Source organism: Rhizobium phaseoli, from assembly GCF_003985125.1.
Lineage (GTDB): Bacteria > Pseudomonadota > Alphaproteobacteria > Rhizobiales > Rhizobiaceae > Rhizobium > Rhizobium phaseoli.
This window is the reverse complement of the sequence record NZ_ML133583.1, coordinates 94,200-110,841: the sequence shown is the minus strand read 5'-3', so window position 1 is coordinate 110,841 and position 16,642 is coordinate 94,200. Positions and strand designations below refer to the sequence as shown.

Annotated in this window: 12 protein-coding genes; 7 read left to right on the top strand and 5 right to left on the bottom strand. The window is 61.7% G+C overall.

Annotated features, from left to right (window positions below; genetic code table 11):
- Positions 1–18 precede the first annotated feature (18 nt).
- Together EFD56_RS24990 and EFD56_RS24985 are read left to right on the top strand one after the other, a co-directional pair.
- Positions 19–240, top strand: a complete 222-nt coding sequence (locus EFD56_RS24990; protein WP_004673828.1) for an AbrB/MazE/SpoVT family DNA-binding domain-containing protein — start codon at positions 19–21, stop codon at positions 238–240.
- On the top strand, positions 237–629 hold the full coding sequence (locus EFD56_RS24985; RefSeq protein WP_037115202.1) for a type II toxin-antitoxin system death-on-curing family toxin: 393 nt from the start codon (positions 237–239) through the stop codon (positions 627–629). The genes EFD56_RS24990 and EFD56_RS24985 overlap by 4 nt, the downstream gene beginning before the upstream one ends.
- Here EFD56_RS24985 and EFD56_RS24980 read toward each other — a convergent pair.
- Positions 619–1,077 carry an SRPBCC family protein gene (locus EFD56_RS24980; RefSeq protein WP_004673830.1) on the bottom strand — a complete coding sequence of 153 codons (459 nt, stop codon included), beginning with the start codon at positions 1,075–1,077 and terminating at the stop codon, positions 619–621. The genes EFD56_RS24985 and EFD56_RS24980 overlap by 11 nt on opposite strands.
- A 245-nt stretch (positions 1,078–1,322) precedes the next feature.
- Complete coding sequence (gene parC / locus EFD56_RS24975; RefSeq protein ID WP_004673831.1) at positions 1,323–3,578, bottom strand: DNA topoisomerase IV subunit A; 2,256 nt, start codon at positions 3,576–3,578, stop codon at positions 1,323–1,325.
- A 235-nt stretch (positions 3,579–3,813) separates the two neighbouring features.
- On the opposite strand from parC, the gene EFD56_RS24970 reads away from it, so the two are divergent.
- Positions 3,814–5,001, top strand: a complete 1,188-nt coding sequence (locus tag EFD56_RS24970) for a hypothetical protein (protein WP_126906575.1) — start codon at positions 3,814–3,816, stop codon at positions 4,999–5,001.
- Positions 5,002–5,276: 275 nt separating this feature from the next.
- On the opposite strand, the gene aspS is transcribed toward EFD56_RS24970, so the two are convergent.
- Entirely contained in the window at positions 5,277–7,067 is a 1,791-nt protein-coding gene (gene aspS, locus EFD56_RS24965; RefSeq protein ID WP_004669587.1) for an aspartate--tRNA ligase, read from the bottom strand.
- Positions 7,068–7,321: 254 nt separating this feature from the next.
- On the opposite strand from aspS, the gene EFD56_RS24955 reads away from it, so the two are divergent.
- The 4 genes from EFD56_RS24955 to EFD56_RS24940 all read left to right on the top strand — a co-directional run bounded on the left by EFD56_RS24955 (position 7,322) and on the right by EFD56_RS24940 (position 12,591).
- Entirely contained in the window at positions 7,322–8,713 is a 1,392-nt protein-coding gene (locus EFD56_RS24955) for a multicopper oxidase family protein (RefSeq protein ID WP_126906574.1), read from the top strand.
- 130 nt (positions 8,714–8,843) lie between these two features.
- Positions 8,844–9,989, top strand: coding sequence for a ribonuclease D (gene rnd / locus EFD56_RS24950; protein ID WP_126906573.1), 1,146 nt, complete (start codon positions 8,844–8,846; stop codon positions 9,987–9,989).
- Between the two features lie 76 nt (positions 9,990–10,065).
- Positions 10,066–11,127: an adenylate/guanylate cyclase domain-containing protein gene (locus EFD56_RS24945; protein ID WP_126906572.1), complete on the top strand. Its 1,062-nt coding sequence runs from the start codon at positions 10,066–10,068 to the stop codon at positions 11,125–11,127.
- A gap of 105 nt (positions 11,128–11,232) precedes the next feature.
- The gene (locus tag EFD56_RS24940; RefSeq protein ID WP_126906571.1) at positions 11,233–12,591 is read left to right on the top strand and encodes an esterase-like activity of phytase family protein; all 1,359 of its coding nucleotides are present in this window, start codon (positions 11,233–11,235) and stop codon (positions 12,589–12,591) included.
- A 268-nt stretch (positions 12,592–12,859) separates the two neighbouring features.
- On the opposite strand, the gene ppx is transcribed toward EFD56_RS24940, so the two are convergent.
- Both ppx and EFD56_RS24925 read right to left on the bottom strand, forming a co-directional pair.
- Positions 12,860–14,380 (bottom strand): exopolyphosphatase, encoded by a 1,521-nt coding sequence (gene ppx / locus EFD56_RS24930; protein WP_004673739.1) that lies wholly within the window; start codon positions 14,378–14,380, stop codon positions 12,860–12,862.
- Between the two features lie 12 nt (positions 14,381–14,392).
- The gene (locus tag EFD56_RS24925; RefSeq protein ID WP_004673738.1) at positions 14,393–16,597 is read right to left on the bottom strand and encodes an RNA degradosome polyphosphate kinase; all 2,205 of its coding nucleotides are present in this window, start codon (positions 16,595–16,597) and stop codon (positions 14,393–14,395) included.
- Between the last annotated feature and the right edge of the window lie 45 nt (positions 16,598–16,642).

Sequence of the window (16,642 nt, the reverse complement as noted above, 5' to 3'; positions counted from 1 at the left end):
ACATCAGAGGATGAGCAGATGAACGTCACGATCCGCAAGATCGGCAATTCCGAAGGGGTTATCATTCCTAAAGAGGTGTTGCAGCGGTTGGGTCTCAGCAGCGGCGACAGCCTCGAACTGCGGGAGATCGAGGGTAACATCCACCTCGTGCCGGAATCAGCAGACCTCGCCGAACAAATGCGGGCAGCCCGCATCGGCATGGAAAAATATCGAGTGGCGTTGCGCGAACTCGCAAAATGATACGGCTTAAATGGCTCAGCCGCCAAGCAGTCGAAAATATGCATGGTGAGCAGATTGCCGAGCATGGCGGTTTGTCTGGTCTGCGAGATGCCAATGCATTGGAAACCAGCTTGGCACGTCCACTCAACAAGGCTGCATATGGCGAGACCGATATCTTCGTGCTCGCCGCAGCCTATCTCTACGACATCGTTAGAAACCACCCATTCGTGGATGGAAACAAGCGTACGGGCTACCTCGCGGCGTTTGCGTTTCTCTACCTCAACCGGTACATCATCGAGGCAGATAACGCGCAGGTCATTGCACTCGTCTTAGACGTCGCAGCCGGCGAGATCGAAGAAGAAGGTGCCGCCCGCTTCCTCAGGGATTTCAGCGTGCCGCTCAACCCGTAGCCTTCATCTGCTGCTGTTCCAGCTCGCGGCCGAGCCCTTCCACGACATGTGCCCAGCCTTTTCGGGTCTTTTCCTCGTGTTCAGCCCATTCGGCGCACATTTCGTGGGTCAGCGTCAATCGGCTGCCGCCGCCGAGCGGCTCGATATCGATTTCGACGCGGTCGCAATTATGGTCGTGATCCTCGACGGAAAAGCTGAAGACCATCCGTCGCGGGCGCTTCAGTTCCAGGAAGACACCCTGGTGAAAGGCGTCGCCGGTCGGGCGGCGGTCGACAATGAAAAAGCGGCCGCCGACATGCGGATCGATATCGGCGCGGATAACGTGGCCGTCATCGGTGGCAAACAGAAAGCGGCGGGCGATCTCGGGGTTGAGCCAGGCGTCGTAGACGACAGCGGGCGGCACTCTATAGGTGTGGCTGACATGCAATTTGATGGTGCTGGCGGGCATCGATTTTCCTCCGGTACGGCACGCGCGCCTTTCCCAGACGCACGACCCACGGCCGTTCCGTCCGCCCACAGAACCGGCCTTCTCTTCTTTTGGGTAACAGCAAAGAGATAGAGAAGTTCCGCTGCCCGCCAAGAGACGGGCGCGGAATTTTTATAGCTCGGAGCATTCGAGCACAGAAATGCCGGTCTCTTTGTTTTCAGGCAGTTCCGAAGGAAAAACCGCCGTGCAGCTTTGCCGCAATCACTTTAGCCGGCGAATTTGCCGCTACGCGGAAAACCCTTCGGGACGGTGCGGCCGGCGCTGGCGCGGTCGCCCAGCCATTCGGCAAGCTCGTCCTTGTTCTTGGTGAAGGTGCGGCCGGCACTGTCTTCCCAGACGAGGCCATCTGACATCGCAAAGCAGCGGACGTCGGAAATGCCGCCGTCCTTGTAACGCTGCAGGCGAACGCCTTTGCCGCGCGTCATTTCCGGCACCTGCGCTAGCGGGAAGACCAGCAGCTTGCGGTTTTCGCCGACGACAGCGACATGGTCACCGCTGACCGGCACGAGCAGTTGCGTCTCCTCGGGCAGCGCGACATTCATGATCTGCTTGCCCTTGCGGGTATTGGCGATCAGCTCGGCCTCGGCAACGACGAAGCCGTTTCCGGCGGTCGAGACGATCAGCTGCTTGCGCGCGGGATCGTGGACGAAAGCGGTCAGCACCGCCTGGTCGTTGTCCATGTCGACCATGATGCGCAACGGCTCGCCGTGGCCGCGACCGCCCGGCAGCTTATCGCCGCCAAGGGTGAAGGCCTTGCCGCCTGTCGTGACGATCAGGATCTTATCGGTCGTCTGCGCGGGGAAGGCCACCTTCAGGCCGTCGCCCTCCTTGAAGGTCAGCGTCGCCGTGTCGGCGATATGGCCCTTGAGGGCGCGGATCCAGCCCTTTTCCGAAATGACGACGGTGATCGGTTCCTTCTCGATCATCGCCTGCTGGATCGCTTCCTCGTCGGCTTCCGGCGCGTCGGCAAACTGGGTGCGCCGGCGGCCGACCTCGGTGGCCTTGGCGAATTTCTTCTTCACCTCGCCGATTTCCCAAGCGACCGTCTGCCACTGCTTGTCGTCGGAGGCAAGCAGCGCCTCGATCTCGCCCTTCTCCTTGGTGAGTTCGTCGAACTCCTTGCGGATCTCGAATTCTTCCAGCTTGCGCAGGGCGCGCAGCCGCATGTTGAGGATCGCCTCGACCTGATTGTCGGTCAGATCCCATCGCGCCATCATCACCGGTTTCGGCTCGTCTTCCTCGCGGATGATGCGGATGACTTCGTCGATATTCAGATAGGCGACCAGAAGGCCGCCGAGGATTTCGAGACGCTTGTCGATCGCGGCCAGACGGAAGCGCGAACGGCGCTGCAGAACTTCGCGGCGGTGATCCAGCCACTCTTTCAGCACCTCGTTCAGCGCCATGACCTTGGGGATGCGGCCCATGGACAGAACGTTCATGTTGAGCGGAAAGCGGCTTTCGAGCTCCGTCAGCTTGAACATCGATTCCATCAGGATCGTCGGATCGACGGTCCTGGATTTCGGTACCAGGACGATGCGAATGTCCTCGGCCGACTCGTCGCGGATATCTTCGAGCAGCGGCAGCTTGCGCGCGATCAGCAGCTCGGCAATCTTCTCGATCAGCCGTGATTTCTGCACCTGGAAGGGAATCTCGGTGACGACGATCTGGTAGCCCCCGCGGCCGAGATCCTCGGTCTGCCATTTCGCCCGCACGCGGAACCCGCCGCGGCCGGTGCGATAGCTCTCGATGATGCTGTCACGGCTGTCGATGATGATACCGCCGGTCGGAAAATCCGGGCCGGGAATGAATTCGACGAGCTTTTCGACGGTGGCATCGGGATGCTTGATCAGATGCAGGGCGGCGTCGCAAAGTTCGTGGGCGTTGTGCGACGGGATCGAGGTCGCCATGCCGACGGCAATGCCGGAGGAGCCGTTGGCGAGCAGGTTCGGGAAGGCGCCGGGCAGGACGATCGGCTCGGAATTCGATTCGTCGTAGGTGTCGCGGAAATCGACGGCATCCTGATCGATGCCTTCGAGCAGCAGTTCGGAGACCGCCGTCATCTTCGATTCGGTGTAACGCATGGCGGCGGGGCTATCGCCGTCGATATTGCCGAAGTTGCCCTGGCCATTGACCAGCGTATAGCGCTGCGAGAAATCCTGGGCGAGACGGGCAAGCGCGTCGTAGATCGACTGGTCGCCGTGCGGATGATAATTACCCATCACCTCGCCGACGATCTTGGCGCATTTCCTGAAAGCCGATGTCGGTCTCAGCCCCATCTCGTTCATCGCGTAGACGATGCGGCGATGGACAGGCTTCAGCCCGTCGCGCACGTCAGGCAGAGCGCGATGCATGATGGTCGATAGCGCATAGGCAAGATAGCGCTGCTCGAGCGCCGCCTTGAGGTCAACCGGTTGGATATTGTCGTCGTCTCCGCCGGAAGGCGGCAAAATCTCTTGTCCCATGGGTCTTGACTAGCCCAGAAGAGGCCGGCGGGCAAGGAATCCGGGGTATTGCAGCTGTGGATGAAGTCTTAGGAGTGACATCAAAGGATGAGACAAACCCTCCGCCGCAATTTGGACTTCGTTTGCCGTTCCTTTCAACGGAAATTTAGAAGTCCGCAAATATAAAGCGGGCCCAATCCGTAGTAGCGTAACTGCAGATTTCCAACCGCCACCACGCCACCAGAGGAATCACCCCATGAACATTTACCGGACAACGCGGCTGATGCTGTCGGGCGCAGCCTTTTTCTCGCTCGCCGGCTCGGCCTTCGCTCTCGATGGCGCCGATCTCTTGAAGAAGATCAATGCCGCCTATGAAGCGCAGGGCGGAACGATCTCGGCTGACGGGGTCAACATCGACGGCACGACCGTGACGTTGAAGAATGTCACTCTCAAGCCGACCGGCGGCGAAAGCCTGCCCATCGGCGAAGTCACCCTGACCGGCGTCGAAGAAGACGAGGATGGCGGCTATTACATCGAAGAGGCGGCCTTCCCCGACATCAACAAGACGGGAGATGGCGTAACGGTGACGGCCCAGGAGCTGACGCTCGGCGGCATCTCCGTCCCGGCAACGCCAGGCGGCGACACGCTCGACACCATGATGCTTTACGAGACGGCTCATACCGGCCCGCTGAAAGTGGTCAAGGACGGCGCGGAAGTGTTCTCGGTGCTTCAAAGCGACATGAATTTGACGCTGCGCGAGGACGAATCCGGCTTCGATTTCGACGGCGCCTTCAAGAGCATGAAAGCCGATCTCACCAAGGCCGAGGATCCCAAGAGCAAGGAAGCGATCGAGAAACTCGCCCTGCAGCACGTCCAGGGCGACATCACCATGAAGGGCGCCTGGGAACTCGCCCCCGGCACGATCGACGTTTCGGAGTTCGCCTTCGACTTCACCAACATCGGCAAGCTGAACCTCGGCTTCAAGATCTCGGGCTATACGATGGCCTTCATGAAATCGATGCAGGATGCGATAAAAGAATCTGAAACCAACCCGAACAAGGAACAGTCGCAGCAGGCGCTGGGCCTTGCCATGCTCGGCCTGATGCAGCAGCTCTCTTTCGAAGGCGCGCAGGTGCGCTTCGAAGACGCCTCGATCACCAAGCGTGCGCTCGATTATGCCGGTTCGCAACAGAACATGTCGGGCAAGCAGATGGCGGATTCGCTTAAGGCGATGACGCCGATCATGCTGGCGCAGCTCAACATCCCGGAACTGCAGAACGCCGTTTCGGCCGCCGTCAACACCTTCCTCGACGATCCGAAGAGCCTGACGGTCAAGGCTGCTCCTGAGAAGCCGGTGCCGTTCCCGACCATCGTCGGCGCCGCCATGGGCGCTCCGAACACGCTGCCGCAGGTGCTCGGCGTCAAGGTTTCGGCCAACGACTGATCGCTTTGATCTGATGACGAAAAGGCCCGGCCGTTCGCACCGCCGGGCCTTTTATCTTTCTGAAGGCGACCTCTCTGCGGCCTCATCTTGAGGTGCCCCGCAGGGGCCTCGAAGGACGAGGCTAGCCACCGAGGTTCATCTTGCAGCGTGGATGTTGGCACAGCGCCCGGCCACCCGCCCCCGTCCTTCGAGGCCCCTGCGGGGCACCTCAGGATGAGGGCTGATCGAGGTGCCGTGCCGTAAGGAGGCCGACCGGCGCTTTGCAGCCTGTTATATCAGTCCTTCTTGACCGGCGGGATCGGCCGGATCGAGAGTTCGCGCAGCTGCGTCGGGGTTGCCGGGGTCGGCGCGCCCATCAGCAGATCCTGCGCCTGCTGGTTCATCGGGAACAGCGAGATTTCACGCAGGTTCTTGGCGCCGACGAGCAGCATGACGATACGGTCGATGCCGAATGCAGCACCGCCATGCGGCGGCGCGCCGTACTGGAAGGCGCGGTAGAGGCCGCCGAAACGGTCTTCGACGTCCTGCTGGCTGAGACCGACCTTCTCGAAGGCGGCGACCATGGTTTCCGGCGACTGGTTGCGGATCGAGCCAGAGGCGATTTCGAAGCCATTGCAGACGGCATCGTACTGGAAGGCCTTGATCGTCAGCGGATCCTGGTTCTGCAGCGCAGCAAGGCCACCCTGCGGCATCGAGAACGGGTTGTGGGCGAAATCGACCTTCTTTTCCTCGTCGTTCCACTCGAAGAAGGGGAAGTCGACGATCCAGCACAGCTCGAAGCGGTCGCGGTCGACGAGGTTCAGCTCCTCGCCGGCCTTGGTGCGCGCCTCGCCGGCAAACTTGTAGAATTTTTCCGGCTCGCCGGCGACGAAGAAGCAGGCGTCGCCATCACCGAGACCGAGCTGGGTGCGGATCGCTTCGGTGCGTTCCTCGCCGATATTCTTGGCGAGCGGTCCGGCACCTTCGAGCTTGTCGTTCTCGCTACGCCAGAAGATATAGCCGAGGCCGGGCTGGCCCTGGCTCTGCGCCCAGGCGTTCATCCGGTCGCAGAAGGCGCGCGAGCCGCCGGTTTTGGCCGGGATCGCCCAGATCTGAACCTTCGGGTTGGAGGCGATCATGCCGGCGAAGACCTTGAAACCGGAGCCGGCGAAATGCTCGGTTACCGCTTCCATGACGATCGGGTTGCGCAGGTCCGGCTTGTCCGAACCATATTTGCGGATCGCTTCGTCATAAGGGATACGCGGCCATTCCTTGGTGACCGGCTTGCCGTCGGCAAACTCCTCGAACACGCTTGTCATCAGCGGGCCCATCGTGTTCCAGACGTCTTCCTGGGTGACGAAGCTCATTTCGAGGTCGAGCTGGTAGAACTCGCCCGGCAGGCGGTCTGCGCGCGGATCCTCGTCGCGGAAGCACGGCGCGATCTGGAAATAGCGGTCGAAACCGGCAACCATCAGCAGCTGCTTGTACTGCTGCGGCGCCTGCGGCAACGCATAGAAGGTGCCGGGATGAATGCGCGAGGGGACCAGGAAGTCGCGCGCGCCTTCCGGCGAGGAGGCCGTCAGGATCGGCGTCGTATATTCCGTGAAGCCGACAGCGCCCATTTCGCGGCGCATCGCCGAGATGACCTGGGTGCGCTTGACGATGTTCCGGTGCAGCGTTTCGCGGCGAAGATCGAGGAAGCGGTATTTGAGGCGGACGTCTTCCGGGTAATCAGGCTCGCCGAAAACCGGCAGCGGCAATTCCTTGGCGGCGGAGAGGACTTCGATCTCCTGCGCGTAGAGCTCGATCTCGCCGGTCGCCATGGTCTTGTTGACGGTGTCTTCGGTACGGGCCTTGACGAGGCCGTCGATGCGGATGACCCATTCGCCGCGCACGGTCTCGGCCAGCTTGAAGGCCGGGCTGTCGGGATCGGCGACGACCTGGGTGATGCCGTAGTGGTCGCGAAGATCGATGAACAGAACGCCGCCATGGTCGCGAACGCGGTGAACCCAGCCGGAAATACGGACGGTCGAGCCGACATCCGTCTTGCGGAGGGCGGCGCATGTGTGGCTGCGATAGCGATGCATGATCTCAATTCCTGGCATGTGGCTTAAGACGGCAGCAAGGGTTCAAAGGCCCTCAAGCGCCGACAAGAAAATCGGGCGGAAAAGCGCATGGACGCTCCGATTTGTCAAGGCTTGGCGCGTGCCCGGCACGCGATTGGCACGCGTTTATGGCGAAGCTGCGGCCCGTATGCTGCGGCAGTTTGGCTGCGCCTGCCGTATTGATGAAGATGTCGGTCAACTTTAAAAGGAGGTGCATTCTCACCATGGAGCCCCGCATGCCTTTGCTCACCCGCCGCAACCTTCTCAAGGCATCCGCCGTCGCGGGCGCCTACGGCGTCGGCATGGGCCTTGCCGGCAAATTCGGACTTGCTGCGGCCGCACCGGAGCCTCAGCTGCTGACGGCTGTGAAGACCGAGGCCATGCTGACCGAGGCGGGACCGACCCGAGACATCATGAGCTGGGGCCATGACGGCATGCCGCCGGTCCTGAGAATGACGAAGGGGCGACCCTACGCGGCACGGCTGAACAATCAGCTGGACGAGCCGACGACGATCCACTGGCACGGGCTGCGCATCGATAACCGCATGGACGGCGTACCCTTCGTCACTCAGCCCTATATCTATACCGGCGACAGCTTCGACTATGCTTTCACGCCGCCCGATGCCGGCACCTTCTGGTATCACCCGCACTGCAACACGCTGACGCAGATCGGCCACGGCATGACCGGCATGCTTGTGGTCGAGGATCCGGCCGATCCCGAATTCGATGCCGAGGTGCTGCTGAACCTGCGCGACTGGCGCCTTGGCGGCGACGGGCAGTTCATCGCCCCCTTCCGGCCGCGCGATGCCGCCAAGAGCGGTACCTACGGCACGGTGCGGACCGCCAACTGGCATCAGGAGCCGCAATATGACGCGCCGGCCGGAGGGTTGGTGCGGTTGCGCATCGCCAACACCGATGTGACCCGCATTTTCTCGCTGACGATGGCAGGCGCTGATGCGACCGTCATCGCCATCGACGGCAACCCGATGCCGAAACGCTTTCCCCTCGAGCTCCTGCGGATCGGGCCCGGGCAGCGGCTCGACCTTGTCGTGCGCATGCCGGACGGCGAAGGCGCCGTCGCCACGCTCGAAGATATCCGCGGCACGACGCCGAAGACGATCGCCAGCCTGCGTGCCGTCGAACAGTCGTTGAAACGCAATATCGGCGATCTCGGCCCGCTTGCCGAAAACCCCGTTCCCAAGGCCGATCTCTCCACGGCCGAACAGATCCCGCTGATCCTCAGCGCCACCGCGGAAAATGCTGCCGTCGAGAGTATCTGCGGCACGCTCGGTTACAGCTTCTGGGCGATCAACAAGGTGCCCTGGCCCGGCGACACCCCCGATCCGACGGCGCCGCTGGCGGAACTGAAACTCGGCAAGAGCTATGTCTTCAATCTCGAGAACACCACGCCGCACGCCCATCCGATCCATCTGCACGGAATGAGCTTCACGGTGATCTCCTCCTCGACACGGGAGGTGGTGCCGCTCATCTCCGACACCTACCTTGTTCAGCCGGACGAGAAGGTGCAGCTTGCCCTCGTCGCCGACAATCCCGGCGACTGGGTGCTGCATTGCCACATCATCGAACATCAGAAGACGGGCATGACCAGCTATGTCAGAGTGAGCTGAAGCATTCGCTTGCCTCAGTTTGGACGTGATTCTTCGCCAGCAATGCGGGAAGCTTATGCTGTTGTATTGACATATCGAAGCGAAAGGAGAAGGAAGGTTCAACCGACCTTTTCCTTGCGAATGAATTGATATGATCGAAACCACCGCCGATTTGGCGGCCGCCTGCAAAGAGCTGGCCAAGTCTGACTTCATCACCATCGACACCGAATTCCTGCGTGAGACGACCTTTTGGCCGGAGCTCTGCCTGATCCAGATGGCAAGCCCGACATTGGAGGTTCTCGTCGATCCGCTGGCCAAGGGCATCGACCTCGCCCCCTTCTTCGAGCTGATGGCCGATACTAAGGTGCTGAAGGTCTTTCATGCGGCGCGCCAGGACATCGAGATCATCTTCAATCGCGGCAATCTCATTCCGCATCCGATTTTCGACACGCAGGTCGCCGCCATGGTCTGCGGTTTCGGCGACAGCGTCTCCTATGATCAGCTGGTCAGCCGCATCAAGAACGTCCATATCGACAAGTCGTCGCGCTTCACCGACTGGAGCCGCCGGCCGCTCTCCGACAAGCAGCTGGAATATGCGCTGGCCGACGTCACGCATCTGCGCGACGTCTATCTGTCGCTGAAGGCCGAACTCGACCGCGAAGGCCGCACGTCCTGGCTCTCCGAGGAAATGGACATTCTCGAGGCGCGCGAAACCTACGACATGCATCCTGACGACGCGTGGCAGCGGCTGAAGATGCGTCTGCGCAAGCCGCAGGAGCTGGCGATCCTGAAATATGTCGCCGCCTGGCGTGAGCGCGAGGCGCGGGCGCGCAATGTGCCGCGTTCGCGCGTATTGAAGGACGATGCGATCTATGAGATCGCCCAACAGCAGCCGAAAGATGCCGAAGCGCTCGGCCGCCTGCGCACCATTCCCAAAGGCTGGGAACGCTCCGCCTCCGGCGCTGCAGTCGTCGAAGCCGTCAACGCGGCGCTCGCTCTTCCGAAGGCGGATATGCCGCATGTGCCGCGGCAGACACAGGCGCCGGAAGGCGCAGCTGCCGCTGTCGAGCTGTTGAAAGTGCTCTTGAAGCTGATCTCGGAGAAACATGGCGTAGCGCCGAAGGTGATCGCCAACAGCGAGGATCTCGACAAGATCGCCGCCGATGGCGAGAAGGCCGACGTCGCGGCCCTGCACGGCTGGCGGCGCGATCTTTTCGGCGAGCCGGCGCTGCAGCTGATTCAGGGCCAGATTGGACTGCGATTCGCCGGCCGGAAGGTTGAAACCGTCGCACTCTGACACCAAATCGAATTCGCTTGACGCTGTTTTCCCAGCTGAAACAATGGCCGGAGAAACTGCGAAGCGAAGGGGCGGCATGCGGGAAATATCTCCGACGCAGAACTGGATTCTGATCGTCATCGTCCTCGCGGCGAGCGGCGTCGTTTACGATTCGATGTTCTACTCCGAGCAGACGCCAGTCATCGGAGCGATCTTCGCGCTGTTCATCGGCATGCCGATCATTGCCTTCGAGCGCAAGGTACTGTTCCGCGGGCTCTACAGGCGCATCCAGAAGCTGCCGACCTTCGTCTTCATCATCACTGAGTTGGTGATCTACGAGATCCTGATGAGCATCGGTTTCGCCTGCGCCGGCCTGCTGCTTCGCTCGCTCGGGGTGCTGAAGCCGTCGCCGCTCCTCGATCTCGTGATCATGCCCTTCAATGTCTTCCTCTATGCGCTTGCCGTCTGCTCGGCGCTGATCTTCATCCTGCGCGTGCGGGAGCTGCTCGGCCGCGAAGTCTTCATCAGCATGCTCATCAGCCGCTATCGCAATCCGCTCAAGGAAGAGCGCGTCTTCTTGTTCATCGATCTCGTCGATTCGACGGCTTTTGCCGAAAAGCACGGCGATCTCAGGGCGCAGCAGCTGCTGAGCTCGCTGTTTGCGACTTTCGCCGAGCCGGTCAGGCGCCACAAGGGCATGATCAACGACTATGTCGGCGATGCGGCGATCATTACCTGGCCGCTTGCCCGCGGCGTCAAGGATGCGCGCTGCGTGCGCTGTATCTTCGACATCCTTGCCGATATCGAAGCCAATGCCGCCGGCTGGCAGAAAAATTACGGACAGGTGCCGAAACTTCGCGCCGCGCTTCACGGCGGCGAGATCATCACCGCGGAAGTCGGCGTCGACCACCACAAGATCAGCTATTTCGGCGATACGGTGAATACGACCGCCCGGCTGGAGACGCTCTGCCGCAGCCTCAACCGGCAGGTGCTGATCTCCACGGAGCTTGCCGGGCGCATGACCTTTCCCGACGACATCTCCTGCGACGATCTCGGCATCCATGCCGTCAAGGGACGCGGCCAGGCGCTCGGCGTCATGGCGCTTTCCTCGCGCGCGGTGACCGTGCTGAACACGCCCGCAGTCGTTCTGCACGGCTGAGCAAAGCTCTTACCACCCGTCACCAAAGCTTCACCCAACCGTCAATTCGCTGACACGGAAGCCCTGCTAAGCGGAAGCCATTCGCATCCGTTCCATGGGGATATTATGAAGAACGTCCTTTTTGCTTCCGTATCGCTTTTCATCCTGATTGCCGGCCCTGTTTCGGCCGACCAGCAGCAATTCCCGGCCAAGCTCGCCGGCCAAGCGATCCTGCCGGCCAACACCGTGGTCGCGGCGCCGGCCGACGCCCCCGAATTCCTCAAGCATTCAGGCAAGTTCACGACGCCGGACCGCAAGCGCACCGAAGCGCTCGGCACTGTTCCCGGCAAGGACGGCGCCCGCGTCACCGACCTGAAGCTCCCCTTCGACGGTCAGGCGATCCAGGGCTTCTCAGGTATCAAGACGATGGCTGACGGCACCTTCTGGACGCTGACGGACAACGGCTTCGGCTCGAAGGCCAATTCTTCCGACTCCATGCTGTTCCTGCACCAGATGAAGTTCGACTGGGCCGCCAACAAGGCTGACGTCGTCAAGAACCTGTTCCTCTCCGATCCGAACAAGATCGCTCCGTTCCCGATCGTGCTCGAAGGCACCGATACACGTTACCTCACCGGCGCCGACTTCGACATCGAATCGATCCAGCCGGTTGCCGACGGCTTTTGGCTGGGCGACGAATTCGGTCCCTACATCCTGAAAATCGATACCGAAGGCCACCTGACCGACGTCATCGCGACGACGCTCGACGGCAAGCCGGTGCTGTCGCCCGACAATCCGCTGATCCAGCTGCCAAGCAACCCGGCCGCGAAGATGCCGGTCTTCAACCTGAAGCGCTCCGGCGGCTTCGAAGGCCTCGCCATGTCGAAGGACGGCACGAAGCTCTACGGCCTGCTCGAAGGCGCCATCTACAAGGATGACGGCACGATGGAATCGGTCGACGGCCACACCGCCGTCCGCGTCATCGAATTCGACGTCGCCGCCAAGAAGTGGACCGGCCGCAGCTGGCTCTATCCGTTCGAGGACAAGGGCGTGTCGATCGGTGATTTCAACATGCTCGACGATACGACCGCTCTCGTCATCGAGCGCGACAGCGGCGCCGGCACTTCCGACAAGGCCTGTGCCGATCCGAAGCAGCCGAAGCCGGATTGCTTCGAAGCGCCGGCCGTGCTGAAGCGCGTCTACAAGATCGAGTTCAACGACGCCAATGCCGGCAAGGCCGTCCGCAAGATCGGCTATATCGACCTCCTGAACATCCAGGACCCCGACAACAAGAAGAAGGCCGGAGCCAAGGACGGCGTCTACGACATGCCGTTCGTGACGATCGAAAACGTCGACCGCGCCGACGCCACGCACATCATCATCGGCAACGACAACAACCTGCCCTTCTCCGCCGGCCGCGCCGTCGACAAGGCCGACAATAACGAGTTCAGCCTGCTTGAGGTCGGCGAGTTTTTGAACGCGAAGTAAGTTCGGGTTTGATGTGAGATAGAGAGGGCGGTGCGGGAGTGCCGCCTTTTTTGACGCGCCGTGTCCGCCCCCCTCTGCCCTGCCGGGCATCTCCCCCACAGGTGGGGAGATTGGCTGGGCCTATCGGCTTCCCCAAACAATGAGCATCCAGCACGGCGAAACGGTAGATGGGCGGGAAGTTCAAGCCGCTTATGATCTCCCCACCTGTGGGGGAGATGCCCGGCAGGGCAGAGGGGGGCTCACACGGTACAACGGCCGTTGCGAAGCCCTACTCGAACACAAACGCCAGCCGCTTGTTCGTCAGCCTCGACAGCTGCTGCAGGCGGCCGTCCAGGCGTTCGCCGGCGAAATCGCGGTATTCCGGCGGCACGACGAATTCGAGATCGAAGTCGGGGTTCGAGGATCTGCGGAAGGTCAGATTCTTGACGATGCCGGGCATCGAAGCCGAGAAGAGGTAGACGACGCGCAGCATGCCGCCGAGCAGCTTGGCGCGCTCGATGAAGGGTGGCGTGGCGATCTGCGCCAGCGGGCCGGTGGCGCCGTCATCGTGCAGACCCTCGAAACGGTAATAATTGGTCAGCGCGATGAAGGCACGGCCGGGATGGCTGATGCCGACGAAGGAAGAGTGGGCGATGACGTTCAGCGCCTGCAGTCCGCGATAATCAGGGTGGGCGCGCCAGCTGATATCGGCGAGCAGACAGGCGGCCTGGCGATAGCGGCTTTCCTCTTCGGTTTCCTGGACGTCGAAGAAGGGCATCATCCGGCCGGTCCATTCCGCCAGTTCGCGGGCATGCTCGGGCGAACGGGCACGCAGGATCGCCAGTTCACCGGCGGCGGCCAGCAGCGGATCGAGCCGGCGCTCGGATTCCGACAGCAGCGAGTAGAGATACCCCTCGCGCACCCCCTGCGCCGAGAAGGAAATCATCGACGGCTTCATGGCGCTCAGCACTTCCTTCATGGCGACGGCGCCGAAGGGCAACAGCGAGCGGCGGTGCTTGGACACGGCCTGCAGCGCCGGCTCGCGCGAATCGCGCGCAGTCACCACTTGTTCGAGGAACAGCATCATCGCTTCGAGCGATACCTCATAACCCTGCATCATGTGCAGCGGATAATGGGTGATTTCCATGTGCAGCTTGGCGATGTTTCGCCAGGTGCCGCCGACGGCGTAGAAGGTGCGGCCCTCGCCCTTCGACAAGAGCTTTGCCGTCTTCACCTGTTTGCGGGCGAAGGTCCTGGCCTTGGAAAGCGAGCCGCCGGCATATTCCGACAGGCGCAGGCCACCGAGCGGCAGCGTGATGCCCTTGCCGACCTCTTTGCCTTTGATGTCGATCAATTCCAGCGAACCGCCGCCTAGATCGCCGGCAATGCCGTCGGGATTGAAGAAGCCGCTGATGATGCCGAGCGAGGCGAATTTCGCCTCTTCCTCACCCGACAGCACGCGAACCTTGCGCCCGAGAATGGTTTCCGCCTGATGGATGAAATCGGGACCGTTGCTCGCCTCGCGGGCGGCGGCCGTCGCCAGAACATACATGGTGGCGGCGCGCGCCTGGTCGGACAGGGCCTTGAAACGGTGCAGCGCCGCCAGAGCCCGGCCGACGCTCTCTTCATCCATTTTGCCGGTGACGGCTATGCCTTTGCCGAGGCCGCAGAGGACCTTTTCGTTGAAAAGAATGGTCGGAGAGCGGGACATGCCTTCGTAGACGACGAGACGAATGGAATTCGATCCGATGTCGACAACGGAGACCGGAGCGATCCCCGGAAGGCGCCCCTGGGCTTCAGATTCAACCATTTAGGTCCAGTATTACTTGTTGTTGCGGCCTTCGAGCAGGCCGGCGATGAGCTTCGGCGCGCTGGACTTCAGAGCTTCACCACGGCCCGAAAGGCTCGGATTTGTCATAAAATACTGCTGCGCATTGAACGGTTCCTCGCCTCTGCGCACTTCCATGCGGCGCGACGTACCGTCGGGCAATATCTCGTAGCTTTGTTGATTGTCAATCACGTTGCCGAGCATAATCTGTGACAAGACCTGCTCGTGAACGGTCGGATTTGTCAGCGGCACCATCGTCTCGACGCGGCGATCGAGGTTTCTCGGCATCATGTCGGCCGAACCGATATAGACCAGTGCCTTGTCCGACGGCAGACCGTGGCCGTTGCCGAAGCAGAAGATGCGGCTGTGCTCGAGGAAGCGGCCGACGATCGACTTGACGCGGATCTTCTCCGAGAGGCCAGGCACCTGCGGACGCAGGCAGCAGATGCCGCGCACGACGAGATCGATCTCCACGCCGGCATGGCTGGCGCGGTAGAGCGCGTCGATGATGTCGGGATCGACGAGCGAATTCATCTTCATCCAGATCGCCGCCGGCGCGCCGTTCCTGGCGTGCTGGATCTCCTCCTCGATGTGGCGCAGGATGCGCGGCCGCATCGTATAGGGCGAGACGGCGAGCTGCATGCCCTGCTCCGGCTCGCCGTAGCCGGTGATGAAGTTGAAGATGTTCGCCATGTCGTGGGCGATGACGGGATTGCAGGTGAAATAGGACAGGTCGGTATAGATCTTGGCGGTGATCGGGTGGTAGTTGCCGGTCCCCAAGTGGCAATAGGTCCTGAGCTTGCCCTCCTCACGGCGGACGACCATCGACATCTTGGCGTGGGTCTTGAGCTCGATGAAGCCGAACACGACCTGCACGCCGGCGCGCTCAAGATCGCGCGCCCAGCGGATATTCGCCTCTTCGTCGAAGCGGGCCTTGAGCTCGACCAGCGCCGTCACCGATTTGCCGGCTTCGGCGGCGTCGATCAGCGCACGCACGATCGGGCTGTCGTTGGAGGTGCGGTACAGCGTCTGCTTTATCGCCAGAACGTCAGGATCGCGCGCAGCCTGGAGAAGAAACTGGACGACCACGTCGAAAGATTCGTAGGGGTGATGGACGACCATGTCCTTTTCGCGGATGGCGGCGAAGCAGTCGCCGGCATGTTCGCGGACGCGCTCGGGAAATCGCGCATTGTAGGGAGGAAACCGGAGATCGTCGCGCGGCGCCTTGGTGATCTCCGACAGGGTGTTCAGCGCCAGAAGACCCGGCAGAACGGCGACGCGGTTATCGGGGATGCTGAGCGCCTGGACGACGAACTGGCGCAGCGAGGCCGGCATTTCCGAGTCGGTCTCGATGCGGATGACCTTGCCGCGGCGGCGCCGCTTCAGCGCCGTTTCGAAGAAGCGGACGAGATCTTCGGCCTCTTCCTCGACCTCGATATCGCTGTCGCGGATGACGCGGAAGGTACCGGAGCCCTGCACCTCGTAACCCGGGTAGAGCCGATGGATGAAGATGTTGGCGACATCTTCCAGCGTGATGTAGCGGATCGTGTTCGCATCGTCCGGCAGGCGGACGAAGCGGTCGAGCGCCGGCGGCAGGCGCAAGAGCGCCGTCATCGGCTCGCGGCCGCTCTTGCTGACGAGCTGCAGGCCGATCGAGAAGCCGAGATTGGGAATGAACGGGAACGGGTGGGCCGGGTCGATCGACAGCGGCGTCAGCACCGGGAAGATCGACTGTTCGAATTCGGCGGCCAGCCATTGGCGGTCGGCATCGCTGAGCGCGCCGGGGCGCACGATCAGAATGTCTTCCTTGGCGAGATATTGCTGCAGCACGGCAAGCGAGGCCTGCTGCTCCATCTGCAGATGATCGATCTCCTGCAGAATCGAGTCGAGCTGCTCGGCCGGCGTCTTGCCGTCGGGGCTGCGGATGGCGATGTTCTGGCGCACCTGGCCCTCGAGACCGGCGACACGCACCATGAAGAACTCGTCGAGGTTGGCGGCCGAGATCGACAGGAAGCGGACGCGCTCGAGCAGCGGATGCTCGGTATTCAGTGTCTCTTCGAGAACGCGGCGATTGAATTGCAGCCAGGAGAATTCGCGGTTGATGAAGCGCTCGGGGCTGCTCAGCAACTCTTCCAGAGGGGGCGTGTTGTCGTTGGTGTCCGGAGTGAGTGCCTGATGTTCTGCGACTGCGCTATCCATAGTCCGCTTACCCCGTTTCAATCGCCGACGGCAATTATATCAGTT